The following is an 18,198-nucleotide window of genomic DNA, read 5'->3' on the forward strand; positions in this document are numbered from 1 at the left end:
TAGTGTGTTAATCTGTGCTCTAATTTACCATTCTGTGCTTTAGATATGTGTCTTTATTTTGCCGTTTTTTTGGCAAGGTAGAGCATTGGACTTTTATTCGAATAGCCTTTATTTGCAACAATCTTTTTAAAGGGAATTAACCTTATTACTAATCAAATTTAAAGGAATTATGAATGAAAAACTAAAGTATCTTACCTTATTTGTAATAGGTATGATGTTGAGTTTGGGCATGAATGCTCAATCTGTAAAATCAATCTCCGGTACGGTAACCGATGATCAGGGAGAGGCGGTTATCAGTGGTACGGTGAAAGTTAAAAACGGTAGTACAGGAACAATCACTGACATTAACGGTAAATACACTCTCTCTGTTCCTTCCAATGCCACCTTGGTGTTTTCGTATATTGGTTATATCACACAAGAATTTAAAGTCTCGGAATTAAAGAGTAATGTTCTGAACGTAGTTCTGCAATCGGATACGAAAGCACTGGACGAAGTAGTCGTTGTAGGTTATGGTACCATGCGCAAATCAGACTTGACGGGTTCCATTTCCACAGCCAAAGGTAAAGACATGCTGAAAGCACAATCATTCAATGCGCTTGACGGATTGAAGGGTAAAGTGGCCGGTGTGAATATCTTCTCTAATACCGGTCAGCCGGGTGGAGAATCGCGTGTCATCATTCGTGGTATTTCTACTATCAACGCGTCGGCATCACCGCTGTACGTAGTAGATGGAGTGGTGATGTCAAACTTCGAATTGCTTAATCCGAATGATATCGAATCTATCGAAGTATTGAAAGATGCTTCCTCTGCTGCCATCTATGGTGCCCGTGGTGCGAATGGTGTTATCATGGTGACTACCAAGCGCGGTAATGCAGGAAAAGGAGTCCATGTTTCCTATGATGGTTCATTGTCTATCGGTAAGATGGCTAGAAAAATAGATGTAATGGATGCTAACGAATGGATGTCTACCTTCAAGCAGGGATTGGAAAATGCCAACGAATTTCAAGGCAAGAACTTCACAACTGATCTGTCACAGATATTCACAGACGAACGTTTGTTCAATGCAGACGGTTCTCCGAAATATAATACCAACTGGCAGGATGAAGCATCCCGCACTGCCATCTCTCATAACCATCAGATCAGTATCCAACGTACAGGAGAAGGATCTTCTATCGGAGCATTCATCAATTATACCGATCAACAGGGTATTTTGTTGAATTCTTACTTCAAACGTATCAATGCAAAATTGGCGTATGATGACAAACCGACTGATTGGCTGTCTACTTCCGCTAATTTATTAGTAAATCATACTTGGGGTAATAGAACTTCTGATAACCCTTACGGACAAGGCGCATTGCGTACGATGATCGAACAGTTGCCTTTCTTACCGGTTAAGCTGGATGGTGAATATACGCAGACGAACATTATTAATACAAGCTCTATTCTCAATAATCAGACTGATCCTAATAGCGGAAAACAAGGATTCAGCCCGGAAGGTGTAGGTAATCCCGTTGAGTTGCTCGAACGGATGCAGGCTATGCAATATCGTACGCAGATTTTTGGTAATGCTGCTTTGACTTTCCATCTCATGAAAGGATTGGATTTGAAGACCCAGTTCGGTATCGACTACCACAATAATCGTGATGCTAACTATACGCCGTTCACTCCGCGTCCGATGATTAATCAAAGTTCCGAGGGAGCAGCTTCTGCAAATAACTCCAACTCTTTGTATTGGCAGGAAGAAACCTATTTGACTTATGTGAAAGATATAAACAAACATCACATTAATGCAATGGCGGGTATGTCTTGGCAAGAGTATAATTATACCAAATTCGAAGCTTCCGACAGTAAGTATATTGATGACTTCTACGGATATTATAATTTAGGTTCCGGAACGAACCGTCCTTCTGTAGGCAATGATTACGACAAGTGGGCGATGAACTCTTATTTCTTGCGTCTGGCATATTCTTATGACAACAAGTATATGGCTACCGTAACCGGTCGTTATGATGGCTCTTCCAAATTCGGACAGAACAATAAATATGCATTTTTCCCGTCAGTCGGCTTGGGTTGGATGATTTCTAATGAAGACTTTTTGAAAGATAACTCATTGATCAGCAAGCTGAAATTACATACTTCTTACGGTCTGACAGGTAATTCGGAAATTGGTACATATAAATCATTGGCTACGGTGAGCCAGTCGAATACGATCATTGGTGATGCTCTGCATGTAGTGTCTTATCTGGACAATATGCCTAATCCGGACCTGAAATGGGAAAAGACAGGACAGTGGGACTTAGGATTCGAGTTGGGTTTATTCAATAACAGACTGAATTTCGATATTTCCTATTATTATAAGTATACTTCGGATTTGTTGCTCGACCGTCCGGTTCCTGAATCAACAGGTTACTCTTCCATTATGGATAATATTGGAGCCGTTTCCAATCGTGGTGTAGATATTCTGGTTACAGCATATCCTATTCAGACACATGATTTCCAGTGGACTTCCACTCTTAATTTAGGTTTCAACAAAAACCGTGTAGAGAAGTTGGATGAAAGTGCATCTGTTGATCCTGTCACCGGTAAGCGTCAGATTACGACCGACGGTTTTGTGGGTTACGATATGTTGATTCGTGAAGGTGAAGAGCTTTCCTCTTTCTATGGTTATAAGCGTGCCGGTATTTACGATGGTATTCCGTCTAACTGGGATCCGGAGACAATGAACATACCTTCCACTATTGGTGAAAAGGTAACTTATAAGAAACGCGAAATTATCGGTAACGGATTACCTGACTGGATGGGCTCATTCATCAATACCTTCAATTATAAAGGATTTGATTTGACTTTAGACTTCCAGTTTACATGGGGGGTGGACGTGATGCAAGAATATTATCACTCTACTGTAGCCCGTTTCCTAACTAACGGTATAGACCGTCTTTATAAGGAAGCATGGCATCCAACTCTCAATCCGTCGGGTAAAGAACAGGCAATTCGTCTGAATAACTTTGGTCAGGGAGCTAATAACCAGGCAGATGATGACTGGGTTTGCAATGGTTCTTATTTGCGTTGTAACATGATTCAGCTCGGATATACCTTCAATCCGACACTGATTAAGAAGATCGGTCTGTCTTCATTGCGTTTGTATGCGAATGTGAATAACGCATTCCTGATTACTTCTAAGGACTATAACGGATATGATCCGGATAACTCATCTCGTTTAGGTGACAACAAATGGGGGGCTAACCGCCAATTCTTCACCTATCCGCGTCCGAGAACGTTTACGTTCGGTCTTAATGTAGCATTTTAATTCACCGTTATAAAAACTATAAGAATTATGAAACTATTAAAAGTATATATATCTGCATTTTGTATGTGTTCACTTTCTGTGTTGTTGAATTCATGCGACGATTTCCTGAAAGAAGAACCATTGGATATGAAGTCATCTGACCAATTCTGGAAGACGAAAGCTGATGCGGAGTCGGGTGTGAACGCATTGTATTTCGGTGGTGTACCTTATTTACATAACACTGATGTAGGCGGTGGCTGGACTCCTAAAGCGACAATGTGGGGTGGTATTGTGTCCGGATTGTACGTTGATAAGCGTAAGGATAGAACATTTACTACGGCATCCGAAGGGTGTAACTTCAATATTGAGTCTTTTGATGATATTGCAATGAAATACTGGCATGAGTTTTATAAAGGTATTTCACGTGCTAACTTTGTTATAGCCAATATTCCGACAATGACCGGGGTGCTGGATGAAGCTACTATTAATAATTATGTGGCTCAAGGTAAATTCTTCCGTGCATACGGGTATTTTTGGCTGGTCAAAGAATTTGGTGGTGTTCCTTATATTTCAGAACCTTACACATCTACAGAAGGTATGTACAAAGAACGTCTTTCTGCTGAAGAGGTTTATAAGAAAATTGAAGCCGACTTGCTGGATATTGTCAACGGGGATGCATTGCCGAATAAAACGTTCTATGAAAATGGCTGTTATGTTACCAGAGCAATGGCGCAGACTTTGCTGGCACAAGTTTATCTACAATGGGCTGGTGCACCGTTAAACGGGGGGGCAGACTATTATGGAAAAGCTGCACAGATGGCATTGAAAGTGATTAATGATAGTCCTCACGGACTTATTCATCCGAATGGAACGACTGATGATTTGAACTCTGCGTATAATGTGATTAAGACAACGAAAGAATCAGCTGAAATCATTTATGCTAAAGAATACAATTATAGTGATTATAGTGTAGGTAACTCTTATGCTTGTCGTTCTATCGGGACAGATGCTTTTCAGTGGGGAGTGTTCCATCCGGGAGGAGACGTGCTGTATAATGCATACCTTCCCTGTGATATGTTGCTTAACAGCTATGCCTCTAATGATATTCGAGGACATGAGAAACAGTTCTTCTTTAAGCAATATACCGATGCTGAAGGAAATACTCATACTTTGAATAATGCAGGCAACTGGGCATGGTTTGATGAAAATGCTTTGATTAGCGGTCACGACGGTGATTATAATATGCCGGTATTCCGTTTTGCGGAAGTCTTGCTGATTGCGGCCGAAGGTCTGGCACGTACAAATCATGAAGATAATGCTGTCGGTGGAGCTAAATATTATCTCAATCAAGTGCGTAAACGTGCTGGATTGGCAGATGAGACGGCTACAGGAAACGATTTAATACAATCGATTTTGACTGAACGTTTGCATGAGTTACCGTTGGAATTTAAGATTTGGGATGACATTCGTCGTACTCGTTTGTATCCGGAAGCATCTACCGAATCAGGAAAATTGAAATGGACTGCTCTTGCATCGGCTCAAATCCAAAACAAGCCCGATGGAAGCATAAGAGCCGGCGCCATTCCTGAATATGCTTTGTTATGGCCTATCCCGTTAGATGAAATTCAGGCTAATCCTGCGTTGGAAGGACATCAGAACCCGGGATGGAATTAATTAGGTAATAATAAATATTTGTTTCTGATAGAATTGGAGAGAGGGTAAAGGCTAATTATCCTCTCTCTATTGCTTAAACGGTTAGTCTTTCGGTTGTACTCTCATTGTATACACATAAATATTATATTTTGATTCTCAGTTATTTAACTTGTACTCTCGTTGACACTCGTTTCCTTTGGTTGACTATACTGCTATTTTTTCTTATTTTGGCGTATCAGAGGACTGATAATTGCTGAAAGATGCTTTAATTTGTAACATAAATAAAAAAGACTTGATAATCTAGTATTAATAGTTTAATTCGTAGACCATGAACAAAAAGAAACTACTATCTTTCGCAATAGCCCTGCTATTGGGAGTTTCCTCTACCTTTGCACAAAAGCAACCGGTAGACTATGTGAATCCTTTAATGGGGACTGATTCGAAAATATCACTATCCAATGGAAATACATATCCCGCCATTGCGTTGCCTTGGGGAATGAACTTCTGGATGCCACAAACCGGAAAGATGGGTGACGGTTGGGCTTACACTTATGCATCCGACAAAATCAGAGGTTTCAAGCAAACGCATCAGCCCAGTCCGTGGATCAATGACTACGGTCAGTTCTCAATCATGCCGATGACTAAACAGTTGAAGATCGATCAGGACAGTCGTGCTTCCTGGTTCTCTCATAAGGCAGAGAAAGCCACTCCTTATTATTACAGTGTTTATTTGTCAGAGTATGACATGACAACTGAAATAGCTCCGACAGAACGTTGCGCATATTTCCGTTTCACTTTCCCTGAAACCTCCGATGCCTATGTGGTGGTAGATGCTTTCGACCGCGGTTCGTATGTGAAGGTGATTCCCGAAGAAAATAAAATAGTTGGTTATACGACACGCAATAGTGGCGGTGTTCCTCAAAACTTTAAAAATTACTTTGTGATAGAGTTCGACAAGCCTTTTACTTTCAATAAAGTATGGGCAGACTATCATTTGGTTGAAACACATCTCGAACTACAATCCAATCACGTGGGTGCTGCTATCGGATTTTCAACGAAGAAAGGAGAACTGGTACATGCAAAGGTGGCATCCTCATTCATCAGTCCTGAACAGGCTGAACTGAACTTGAAAGAAATTGGTAATAAGACCTTTGAACAGACAAAAGAGGCCGGTCGTAAGGCATGGAACAATGTCTTGGGGCGTATCAAGGTTGAAGACAGCGATGAGAACCGTATGCGTACGTTCTACTCTTGTTTGTATCGTTCGGTGTTGTTTCCCCGTATGTTTTACGAAGTAAACGGTAAGGGAGAAACTGTGCATTACAGCCCCTATAATGGTGAAATCCGTCCGGGATATATGTTTACCGACACTGGATTCTGGGATACTTTCCGTTGCTTGTTTCCATTTGTTAATTTGATATATCCTTCAATGGGTGAGAAGATGCAGGAAGGCCTGTTGAATACCTATCTTGAAAGTGGATTCTTTCCTGAATGGGCAAGCCCGGGCCATCGTGGTTGTATGGTTGGGAACAATTCAGCTTCTGTAGTGGCGGATGCCTTCATGAAGAATGTAACCAAAGCGGATGCAGAAAAAATGTACGAAGGCCTACTGAAAGGGGCCAATAGCGTACATCCGAAAGTTTCTACTACCGGACGCCGTGGATATGAATATTATAACAAACTGGGCTATGTGCCATACGATGTGAAAATTAATGAGAATGCGGCACGCACATTGGAATATGCATACGATGACTGGTGCATTTACCGTATGGGTGAAAAATTAGGCCGTCCGGCAGAAGAACTGGATGTTTATAAGAAAAGGAGTCAGAACTACCGTAATCTGTTCGATCCGGAAACTAAGTTGATGCGGGGAAAGAATTCCGACGGAACTTTCCAGACTCCTTTCAATCCTTTTAAATGGGGAGATGCCTTTACGGAAGGAAATAGTTGGCATTATACATGGTCGGTATTCCACGATGTACAAGGACTGGTTGACCTGATGGGCGGCAAGAAGATGTTTGTCAGTATGCTTGATTCTGTATTCAATCTTCCTCCTGTATTTGATGATAGCTATTATGGAGGAGTGATTCACGAGATTCGTGAAATGGAAATTGCTAACATGGGTAACTATGCACATGGCAACCAACCTATCCAGCACATGATCTACTTGTATAACTATGCCGGCGAACCGTGGAAAGCCCAATATTGGTTGCGTGAGACGATGAACCGCCTCTATCTTCCTACTCCGGACGGTTATTGTGGAGATGAAGATAACGGTCAGACTTCGGCTTGGTATGTATTTACTGCATTGGGATTTTATCCGGTATGTCCGGGCAGCAATGAATATGTGATGGGAGCTCCTTACTTTAAGAAAGCAACGATTACACTGGAGAACGGCAAGAAATTGGAAATCTCCGCCCCGAAGAATAACGATGATAATCGTTATATTCGTTCATTGAATTATAATGGCAAGAATTATACAAAGAATTATCTGAACCATTTCGATCTGTTGAAAGGCGGTCGTCTGGTGTTTGATATGGATAACAAACCGAATAAGGGAAGAGGTATCAACGAATCAGACTTCCCGTATTCATTCTCTCGTGACGCAAAGTAAGCTGATATGAATAATTTGAGAAAGAAAGTATTGATGATGACTATGGCGGCAGTAACTTTGTCCGCCATAGCTCAACAGCCGGTAGACTATGTGAATCCGATTATCGGGACCAATGGGATGGGGCACACTTTTCCCGGTGCTTGCACTCCTTTCGGATGGGTACAGTTGAGTCCGGACACAGACACAATTCCGCATAATATAAATGGAGCTTATCAGAAAAATGCCTACGAGTATTGTGCTGGTTACCAATATAGGGACAAGACCATTGTTGGCTTCAGTCACACTCATCTTAGTGGTACGGGACATTCTGACTTGGGAGACATCTTGTTGATGCCTGCTGTTGGCGATGTGAAGTTAAATCCCGGTCGGGCGGATTATCCGGAAGAGGGATACCGTTCACGTTTTGACCATGCTACAGAAAAAGCTGTTCCCGGATATTATGAAGTGATACTGGACGATTATGGCATTAAGGCCCAACTGACAGCAACACAACGGACGGGTATACATAAATATACCTTCCCGAAAGGAAAAGATGGTCATTTGATTTTGGATCTGGTGCATGGTATTTATAATTATGACGGCAAAGTTCTATGGGCCAATTTGAGAGTCGAAAACGATACTCTGTTGACCGGATATCGTATCACCAATGGATGGGCGCGTACGAATTATACCTATTTTGCTATCTCTTTGTCACAGCCGATTAAAGACTACGGATATAAGGATAAGGAAAAAGTATTGTACAATGGCTTTTGGCGTCGTTTTAAGTTGGAAAAGAACTTCCCCGAAATCACAGGTCGAAAAATCGTGGCTTACTTTAACTTCGATACCGCTAACAATTCGGAACTGGTTGTAAAAGTGGCATTGTCGGCAGTCAGTACGGAAGGGGCCATTAAGAATCTGCATGCCGAGGCTTCCGGAAAGAGTTTCGAACAGTTGGCGGAGGCTGCTCGTACAGATTGGAATAGTGAACTGGAGCATTTCGAGATCGAAGGTACGCCCGATCAGAAAGCAATGTTCTATACTTCTCTTTACCACACCATGATTAATCCGTCTGTGTATATGGATGTAGACGGTTCCTATCGTGGGCTGGATCATAACATACACCGGGCGGAAGGATTCACCAACTATACTATATTTTCCCTTTGGGATACCTATCGTGCGGAACATCCTTTCCTGAATCTGGTGAAACCGGGACGCAATGCGGATATGGTGGAATCCATGATTAAACATGAGCAACAAAGCGTGCACGGAATGTTGCCGATATGGAGTCTGATGGGAAATGAAAACTGGTGTATGAGCGGTTATCATGCTGTGTCTGTACTGGCGGATGCAATAACCAAAGGCGTCTTTTCGAATGTGGATGAGGCATTGGCGGCAATGGTCAGTACATCCACCGTTCCGTATTATGAAGGTATAGCTGATTATATGAAGCTGGGATATATTCCGCTTGACAAAAGTGGTACAGCAGCCTCTTCTACTTTGGAGTATGCATACGACGATTGGACTATCTATCAGACAGCTTTGAAGGCAGGTAACAAGGAAATAGCGGAGACTTACCGAAAGCGTGCCCTCAATTATCGTACTATCTATGATACAAGTATTGGTTTTGCACGTCCCCGTTATAGTGACGGTTCTTTCAAGAAAGAGTTTGATGTATTGCAAACCTATGGTGAAGGTTTTATCGAAGGCAATTCATGGAATTTCTCTTTTCATGTGCCACACGATGTATTTGGCATGATCGACTTGATGGGAGGAGAAGGGACGTTCGTGCAGAAACTGGATGAACTGTTCTCCATGCATCTGCCGGAGAAGTACTATGAGCATAATGAGGATATTACGGAAGAATGTTTGGTCGGCGGATATGTGCATGGTAATGAACCGAGCCACCATGTTCCTTATCTATATGCGTGGACTTCCCAGCCGTGGAAATCACAGTACTGGCTGCGTGAGATTCTGAATAAGATGTATAAGAATGATATTAACGGATTGGGTGGAAATGATGATTGCGGACAGATGTCAGCATGGTACCTTTTCTCCGTGATGGGTTTCTATCCGGTTTGTCCTGGTACAGACCAGTATGTATTGGGAGCGCCCTACCTACCTTATCTGAAGATGACGCTTCCTAATGGAAAGACATTGGAGATCAAAGCGCCGGGTGTCAGCGATAAGAAACGTTACGTGCAGTCGCTGAAATTGAACGGTAAGGTATACGACAAGATGTACATTACACATGAAGACATTTTGAAAGGAGGCGTGCTTGAATTCAAGATGGGGGCGTCACCTAACAAACGTCGCGGATTATCACCGGAGGATAAACCTTATTCATTAACTAACGGAATCAACGAATAATCAATAAAGGAGTATGAAAAAGATACATTTAATCTATGCAGCCTGCCTGCTGGTAGGTATGGGGGCTTGTGCTGCAAGTGTGCAAAAACAGGTGAAGGATAGTTCTGATGTATGGAAAGAGTACAATACAGGTGCTGTATTGTTTGAGGATAAAGCACCGGAAACGCTGGGATCGGACATTTACCACCGGATCATTCCCGATGCTGAATCGTACATCAAGGAACAGGCACGTACTGTATTAGCTACTCTTTACAATTCTCCGGAAGATAGTATTCCCGCAGTGCACAAGATACATTATACTTTGGAAGATATCAACGGTATTTCTGCTAAAGGCGGTGGCAATGGTGATGTGACGATTTTCTACAGTACACGTCATATTGAAAAATCTTTTGCAGCGAATGATACGGCAAAGTTGTTTTTCGAAACGCGCGGGGTATTGTTGCATGAACTGACACATGCTTATCAGCTGGAACCGCAAGGAATCGGTTCTTATGGAACCAATCGTGTGTTCTGGGCATTTATCGAGGGAATGGCAGATGCTGTGCGGGTTGCCAATGGAGGATTTGACGGACCGAATGCCCGTCCGAAAGGTGGAAATTATATGGACGGATACCGTACGGCGGGTTATTTCTTCGTGTGGTTACGTGACAACAAAGATCCTGAATTCCTGCGTAAGTTTAACCGGAGTACATTGGAGGTTATCCCTTGGTCGTTTGATGGAGCTATCAAGCATGTTTTAGGAGACGAATATAATATTGATGAACTGTGGCATGAATATCAAGTTGCGGTAGGTGATATACAAGCATAATAATGTAAATATGGTGAGTGTAATGGGTAAAAGAGGATTGTTTTTAGTATGGCTGTGCCTGGTGAATATTTTGCCGGGCATGGCTCAAACCGAGAAACTGATTGATTATGTGAATCCATTTGTGGGAACAGATGGTTATGGTAATGTGTATCCGGGTGCGCAGATTCCTTTCGGGGGAATTCAGATGAGTCCGGACACGGATAGTAAATACTATGATGCGGCTTCCGGTTATAAATATAATCATTCCACTTTGTTGGGGTTCAGTCTGACTCATTTAAGCGGGACTGGTATACCTGATTTGGGAGACTTCTTGTTTATTTCCGGAACAGGAGAGATGAAACTGGATCCGGGGACACGTGAGGAGCCGGAAAAGGGATACCGTTCACGTTATTCTCATGAAAAGGAATGGGCATCACCTAATTATTATGCGGTGGAACTGTCAGATTATGGAGTAAAGGCTGAAATGACGTCAGGGGTACGTAGTGGTATGTTCCGCTTCACCTATCCTCAATCGGATAAAGCTTTTATTATGATCGATATGAACCATACTTTATGGCAATCTTGTGAATGGGCGAATCTGCGCATGGAAAATGATTCTACCATCACCGGATATAAACTGGTGAAAGGCTGGGGACCGGAACGGCATATCTATTTCACGGCTACTTTCTCTAAAAAGTTGACCGGCTTGCGCTTTATGCAGAATAAGAAGCCGGTGATTTACAATACCTCCCGGTTTCGTAGCAGCTATGAAGCTTGGGGAAAGAATCTGATGGCTTGCATCTCTTTTGATACAAAAGCCGGAGAGGAGGTGATTGTAAAAACTGCTATTTCATCGGTCAGCACAAACGGGGCAAAAAACAATATGGCGGAACTTGCCGGACTCACTTTCGATGACCTGAAAGCTAAAGGAGAAGCACTATGGGAAAAAGAACTTGGAAAATATACCCTTACTGCCGACCGTAAAACGAAAAGAACATTCTATACGTCGGCTTATCATGCGGCTTTGCATCCGTTCATCTTTCAGGATGCAGACGGGCAGTTTCGAGGATTAGATAAAAATATAGAGAAAGCCGAAGGATTTACTAACTATACGGTATTCTCTCTTTGGGATACCTACCGGGCTTTGCATCCCTGGTTCAATCTGGTTCAACAGGAAGTGAATGCCGATATTGCCAATTCCATGCTGGCTCATTATGATAAAAGTGTGGAGAAAATGCTTCCTATCTGGTCGTTTTATGGAAATGAGACTTGGTGTATGATTGGTTATCATGCAGTTTCCGTATTGGCTGACATGATTGTGAAGGGAGTGAAAGGATTCGATTACGAACGTGCGTATGAGGCTATGAAGACCACGGCGATGAATCCGAATTATGACTGTTTGCCGGAATATCGTATGATGGGATATGTGCCTTTTGATAAAGAGGCGGAGTCAGTATCTAAAACATTGGAATATGCGTATGATGATTATTGCATGGCACAGGCTGCCAAGGCTTTGGGTAAAGAGGATGATTACCGTTATTTCTTGAATCGTGCACTCTCTTATCAGACTTTGATTGATCCGGAAACGAAGTATATGCGTGGCAAGGACAGTCAGGGAAACTGGCGTACACCGTTTACTCCGGTAGCTTATCAGGGACCCGGATCTGTAAATGGATGGGGGGATATTACGGAAGGATTTACTGTACAATATACCTGGTATGTACCACAAGATGTACAAGGATATATGAACGAAGCTGGCGAAGATTGGTTCCGCAACCGGTTGGATGAACTGTTCACGGTAGAGTTGCCGGATGACATTCCGGGAGCACATGATATTCAAGGCCGTATCGGAGCCTATTGGCATGGAAATGAACCTTGCCATCATGTAGCATATCTTTATAATTACTTGAAAGAACCTTGGAAATGTCAGAAGTGGGTCCGTACGATTGTTGACCGTTTCTATGGCGATACTCCGGATGCATTAAGTGGCAATGACGATTGCGGACAGATGTCAGCTTGGTATATGTTCAATTGCATTGGCTTTTACCCGGTGGCTCCTTCAAGCAATATGTATAACATTGGTTCTCCTTGCGTTGAGGCAATAACAGTTCGGATGAGCAACGGAAAAGTTATTGAAATGGTAGCAGATAATTGGTCGCCGAAGAATGTGTATGTAAAGGAATTGTATGTGAATGGCAAGAAGTATGACAAATCTTATTTGAAATATGAGGATATACGTGATGGCGTGAAACTACGTTTTGTCATGAGCAGTAAACCGAACTATAAGCGTGCGGTATCGGATGAAGCGGTAGCTCCTTCTTTGTCGTTGCCTGGAAAGACAATGAAATATCAGGTAAATTTGATGAAAACGGGTATATCAAACCAGTGAAAATAACTTTTGAAGGAGTATTACCCAGTCCGTTTGATAGTACGAAGTGATGTTTTTATTACATTTGCCATTGTAAAACGATTATTAATTAAATATCTAAATCATGAGAAGATATTTCCTGTTAGTTGTGTGTTTGTGCTTGGCATCACTACTTCGTGCACAGAATAAGTTAGAGTTAATTTCTCCCAATGGAGAGCTGAAAGTGTCCTTGAATCTCTCGGATAAAATCTATTATAGTATAGATTATAACGGAGATGTATTGTTGAAAGACAATTCCCTTCAGTTGACATTGAGGAATCAGGTGTTGGGACAAAATCCCAAACTGCGCCGTCAGAAACGTACGAGTGTCGACGAGCAATTAACTCCTATTGTTCCTTTGAAATATGCGAAAGTCAATAATCGTTATAATCAATTGCTACTGACCTTTAAAGATTATTCAGTAGAATTCCGTGCTTTTGACGATGGAGTTGCTTACCGGTTTATTACCTCACAAAAAGGTGATGTTGAAGTAATGAACGAAGAGTTTGCTATCAACTTCCCGTCGGATTATCTTCTTCACTTGCAACAACCGGGAGGCTTCCATACAGCTTATGAGGAACCTTACACACATGTTCAAAGTAATGCGTGGAAGCCTGAAGAACGGATAGCTGTTTTGCCGGTATTGATTGACACACAAAAAGACTATAAAATATTAATTAGCGAGTCGGATCTGGCTGATTATCCATGTATGTTTCTCAAAGGAACGGGGACGAACGGAGCAATCTCTGTTTTTCCTAAAGCTCCGCTTGCGTTTGCCGAAAACAGTGATCGTAGTGTGAAGATTACTCAAGAAGCTGATTACATTGCTAAAACAAAAGGTACGAGAAATTATCCTTGGCGTTACTTTGTGATAAGTAAAAATGATAAGCAGTTGATTGAGAATACAATGACTTATAAACTGGCTGAAAAGAATCAACTTCAGGATGTTTCATGGATTAAGCCGGGACAGGTGAGCTGGGAATGGTGGAATGACGCTTCTCCTTACGGACCGGATGTGAATTTTGTTTCCGGTTATAACTTGGATACTTATAAGTATTACATTGATTTTGCTTCTAAATTTGGTATTCCATATATCATTATGGATGAAGGCTGGGCTAAAAGTACACGTGATCCTTATACGCCTAATCCCAAAGTAGACTTGCACGAGTTGATCCGTTATGGCAAAGAAAAAAATGTAGGGATTGTGCTTTGGTTGACGTGGTTGACGGTAGAAAACAATTTTGATCTCTTCAAGACTTTCAATGAATGGGGAGTAAAAGGACTTAAGATTGATTTTATGGACAGAAGCGATCAGTGGATGGTCAACTATTACGAACGGGTAGCCCGGGAAGCAGCCAAACATCATTTGTTTGTCGATTTTCATGGCTCTTTCAAACCTGCCGGACTGGAATATAAATATCCGAATGTATTGTCTTACGAAGGAGTGCGTGGCATGGAACAAATGGGCGGTTGTTATCCGGATAATAGTCTGTATTTACCGTTTATGCGTAATGCTGTCGGTCCGATGGATTATACTCCCGGAGCGATGATTAGTATGCAGCCTAATGTGTATCGCTCGGAACGTCCCAATGCTGCAAGTATCGGAACACGCGCTTATCAGTTGGCACTCTTTGTGGTTTTTGAAAGTGGTCTGCAGATGTTGGCGGATAATCCTACTCTTTATTATCGTAATGAAGATTGTACCCGTTTCATTACACAAGTTCCCGTAACGTGGGACGAGACTGTGGCACTCGAAGCTAAAGCGGGTGAATATGTCATTGTAGCAAAACGGAAAGGCGATAAGTGGTTTATAGGAGGAATGACTAACAATGGTGAAAAGGAACGTGAGTTTACCATAAAGTTAGATTTCTTGAATAAAGATCGCTCTTATCAAATGACATCTTTTGAGGATGGTATCAACGCAGGACGTCAGGCGATGGATTATCGTTGCAAGTCAGCCCAAGTGAAAGCCGGGGAGCAGCTAACTATAAAGATGGTTAGAAATGGTGGCTTTGCAGCTGTCATTGAATGATGGCACATATTCTAACTTTCCATACGTAAAAATGGAAATCATCTTTCAATCTATCACCATCCTTCTGAAACGCATTGTTCATCGAGCTTTCAGGGTGGTGATAGATTGTTCTCCACCTGTCACCTAATCATTCATCTATCACCGTTTGAAATGAACATGCCTGCATATAAATATAAGCTTGTATGTAAATAGAAGTTTCAACAGGGGATACCTTTAGTTTCAAGGCGGGAAACTTTAGTTTCCATTAGGGGAAACTGCAGTTTCAGAGGCTTGAAACTAAAGTTTCCTCGGTGAGAAACAAAGTGTTTTACTACATGAAACTGCTTGTTTCAAGCGTTGAAACCAATCGTTTCACGGCATGAAACACTTTGTTTTGCTATTTGTTCTAAGAAGGCAATGTCTCGGAATCAACGTTTTCTCTTAGAGAACCACTCTTTAAACTCTGCTACTCGGGCTTTGCTGACAAGTATTTTTTCTTTGATTCCTGAATAATACAAGTTGATGGACAGTCGGCTGTTGAACCATAAGTCAATATCTTTGATAGCTTCTCGCGAAATAAGATATTGGCGGTTAGCCCGAAAGAAAAGAGAAGGATTGAGACACTCCGTAAGTTCATCTAATGTTTGAGAAAAACAGTATTCGGTTTCATCGGTTAAGACTACCTTGACCTGACAGTCCTTAATATAAAACAATTGTATCATATCTACAGAAACGGGCAATAGTTTGTCTCCTTTGGTAGGAATAAGGAAATGACTTTTATAGTTTTCTTGCTTTTGGAGTGAATGTATTAGTTTCAGTAGCTCATTCTCCTGTTGTGGAAAAGGAAACTGGTGTTTGTCAGCAGCATCCTGTAAACCTTGGAGCTTATCGAAAGCGTGTTCTATGTCTTCCTTACCGATGGGTTTTAATAAGTAGTCGATGCTGTTTACTTTGAATGCACGTAACGCATATTCATCATAGGCAGTTGTAAAGATAATCGGACAAGTAATATTGATATGATTGAATATCTCGAAGGCGGAACCATCTGCCAGATGAATATCCATGAATACCAGTTCCGGCATCGGATGAGAACTGAACCATTCGATAGTGGAACTGATACTATCCAGTATGGTCACGATTTCTCCATTCGGTTTTATCTCATTAAGCAGTGAAGTCAGGTTTCGTACTGCTGCTTTTTCGTCTTCTATAATGACAATCTTCATGGTGATTATTGTTCTAGTTGTGATTTTTCAATCAAAGGAATACAAACTGTAAACTCTCTGTCCTCCGTTATTTGTATATCCCGTTTAAACAAGAGCCTGTATCGCTTGGCAAGGTTGGCAAGTCCGATGCCGGTTCCGGAAGTTGCAGTCCATTTGGGCTGAATGTCGTTGCTGATAGACAAATTGCCGTTATCGTCCGTCGTGATATGAATAGTCAACGGCTTCCGGTTGCTGATTTCGTTGTGCTTTACTGCATTCTCAATCAACACTTGCACCGCCATTGGAGGGAGGAGATATTCTTCGTATGCATTGCTTATCTGTATGTCGAATTGTAGATTGTTCTCAAAACGCATCTTTAATAGAAATATATAAGCGGAAACAAATTCCATTTCTTCCCGGAGACTGACACATTGTGACTCATTACTTTGTAAAGTATACCTTAGTACCCGGGAGAGTTCCTGAATGTAATCCTGCGCTTTATCCTGATTTTCGCGTACCAGCGAACGCAGGGTATTCAGCGAGTTGAACAGCATGTGTGGGTTCAGCTGATTCTTCAGTACTTCATACTGATTACGGAGATTCTCTGCCTGAAGCTGTTCGTTCTCAATAAGTACCAGTTGCTGCTTGAATATAAGATGAATGATGCAGCAGCTACTGGTGACGAGACATGCCACAATGAAATCCCGCAATGGATGCAAATAATGATGTACCATGGCATCGATGGCCGGAATATCAAACGTTCTGTGAAGGAAAACAAAAAACTGTCCTGACAAGTTACTCAATATCCATGTCACGATAAAGGAAAGCAAAATCTTTGTCCCTGTAATTTTAATGGAAGCCTGATTGAAATGAAACAAACGGGTATTGATGGCAAAAAGTAACAATAGCGACAGAAAGGTAAACAGTATTTCGTTTGCCACATCTATAAACTTCATCCCCGGGAATAAGGAATGACTTTCGAAACGGTCGAAAAGAGATACTGATTCAGGAAAATGAATCAGTACAGCAACCGCCAAGGAGATGATGACTGTGGAAAGTATATACTTATCTTTTTTTATTGCTTTGGCTATCATACAACAAAGATAGTGGTAAATTATGAGTTACCGGTTATAAAATGTCAATGCTGTTGTCACAGTTGGTCAATTATTGTTTCTGAATGTGTGCCGTGACATACATACCGGGGCGGAATTGTACATTTTCCTCCTTGATGGAAGCATATACTTCGAGCGAACGATTGGTTTCGTCTACTTTTTGTCCGATGGAAATCACGATGCCGTGAAAGGTTTGTGTCCCCATTCCGTTTACACGAAACTGTACCGGGCTGCCGACTTGTATGTCTGCGAGATCTTTCTCGTAAGTAGTCAGGCAAAGCATCGGGCTGCTTTTATCGATAAGTTCGCAAAGTGCTTCTCCCGGATTGATATATTTGCCGATGTTCATCGCTACATTAGCGGCATAACCACTAATAGGGGCTTTGACTTCCAGTAGCGGTTGTATTCCGTTCTTAAGTAATGCCTCCGTTTGAACGCCTAAAAGAGAAAGTTGTGCAGCAGCGGCGTCCTGGCGACTCTTCATGGAGAGAAAGTCCGCTTTACTTTGCTGGAATTTCTTTTGAGAAGCTGCTTGTTCGGCAGACAGATTTTTTTGCCGTTCGTATTCAGCTAAGAGATATTCGGTCTGTGCGTGGCTGTCCAGATAAGTTTGTTGCAGGGTGATGAACTCCGGATTCTCTAATGTGGCGATTACACTGTTTGCAGCCACCCATTGCCCTGGAAGCAGAGAAGCTTTTTTTACAATGCCTCCCATGGTTAAAGCAATGGTTGCCTGACGTTGAGGAGGAAGAACGATTCGTCCGTTGAACGAAACCT

The 18,198-nt window shown here is 41.9% G+C and carries 10 protein-coding genes; 7 read left to right on the top strand and 3 right to left on the bottom strand.

The genetic code is table 11. From position 1 onward, the window contains the following. The first annotated feature begins 169 nt into the window (after positions 1–169). From BXY_RS14740 to BXY_RS14770, 7 genes are all read left to right on the top strand, one after another. Positions 170–3,307: a SusC/RagA family TonB-linked outer membrane protein gene (locus BXY_RS14740; protein WP_004311032.1), complete on the top strand. Its 3,138-nt coding sequence runs from the start codon at positions 170–172 to the stop codon at positions 3,305–3,307. A gap of 27 nt (positions 3,308–3,334) precedes the next feature. Further along, positions 3,335–4,960 carry a RagB/SusD family nutrient uptake outer membrane protein gene (locus tag BXY_RS14745; protein ID WP_138343158.1) on the top strand — a complete coding sequence of 542 codons (1,626 nt, stop codon included), beginning with the start codon at positions 3,335–3,337 and terminating at the stop codon, positions 4,958–4,960. A 307-nt stretch (positions 4,961–5,267) separates the two neighbouring features. After that, complete coding sequence (locus tag BXY_RS14750; protein ID WP_015532323.1) at positions 5,268–7,553, top strand: GH92 family glycosyl hydrolase; 2,286 nt, start codon at positions 5,268–5,270, stop codon at positions 7,551–7,553. Between the two features lie 6 nt (positions 7,554–7,559). After that, the gene (locus BXY_RS14755) at positions 7,560–9,902 is read left to right on the top strand and encodes a GH92 family glycosyl hydrolase (protein ID WP_008776738.1); all 2,343 of its coding nucleotides are present in this window, start codon (positions 7,560–7,562) and stop codon (positions 9,900–9,902) included. A gap of 13 nt (positions 9,903–9,915) precedes the next feature. Further along, complete coding sequence (locus tag BXY_RS14760; RefSeq protein ID WP_015532324.1) at positions 9,916–10,710, top strand: basic secretory family protein; 795 nt, start codon at positions 9,916–9,918, stop codon at positions 10,708–10,710. 10 nt (positions 10,711–10,720) lie between these two features. Next, the gene (locus tag BXY_RS14765; RefSeq protein ID WP_015532325.1) at positions 10,721–13,078 is read left to right on the top strand and encodes a GH92 family glycosyl hydrolase; all 2,358 of its coding nucleotides are present in this window, start codon (positions 10,721–10,723) and stop codon (positions 13,076–13,078) included. A 103-nt stretch (positions 13,079–13,181) separates the two neighbouring features. After that, positions 13,182–15,128, top strand: a complete 1,947-nt coding sequence (locus BXY_RS14770; protein WP_134993330.1) for a glycoside hydrolase family 97 protein — start codon at positions 13,182–13,184, stop codon at positions 15,126–15,128. 407 nt (positions 15,129–15,535) lie between these two features. Here the strand turns inward: BXY_RS14770 and BXY_RS14775 are convergent, their stop codons facing one another. From BXY_RS14775 to BXY_RS14785, 3 genes are all read right to left on the bottom strand, one after another. Continuing rightward, positions 15,536–16,330, bottom strand: a complete 795-nt coding sequence (locus tag BXY_RS14775; protein ID WP_004311025.1) for a LytR/AlgR family response regulator transcription factor — start codon at positions 16,328–16,330, stop codon at positions 15,536–15,538. 5 nt (positions 16,331–16,335) lie between these two features. Further along, positions 16,336–17,403: a sensor histidine kinase gene (locus tag BXY_RS14780; RefSeq protein ID WP_004313051.1), complete on the bottom strand. Its 1,068-nt coding sequence runs from the start codon at positions 17,401–17,403 to the stop codon at positions 16,336–16,338. A gap of 70 nt (positions 17,404–17,473) precedes the next feature. Then, the coding region (locus BXY_RS14785; protein ID WP_243442495.1) for an efflux RND transporter periplasmic adaptor subunit at positions 17,474–18,198 on the bottom strand (725 nt) is incomplete at its 5' end.

Origin of the sequence: Bacteroides xylanisolvens XB1A (genome assembly GCF_000210075.1) — a bacterium.
Classification (GTDB): Bacteria; Bacteroidota; Bacteroidia; order Bacteroidales; family Bacteroidaceae; genus Bacteroides; species Bacteroides xylanisolvens.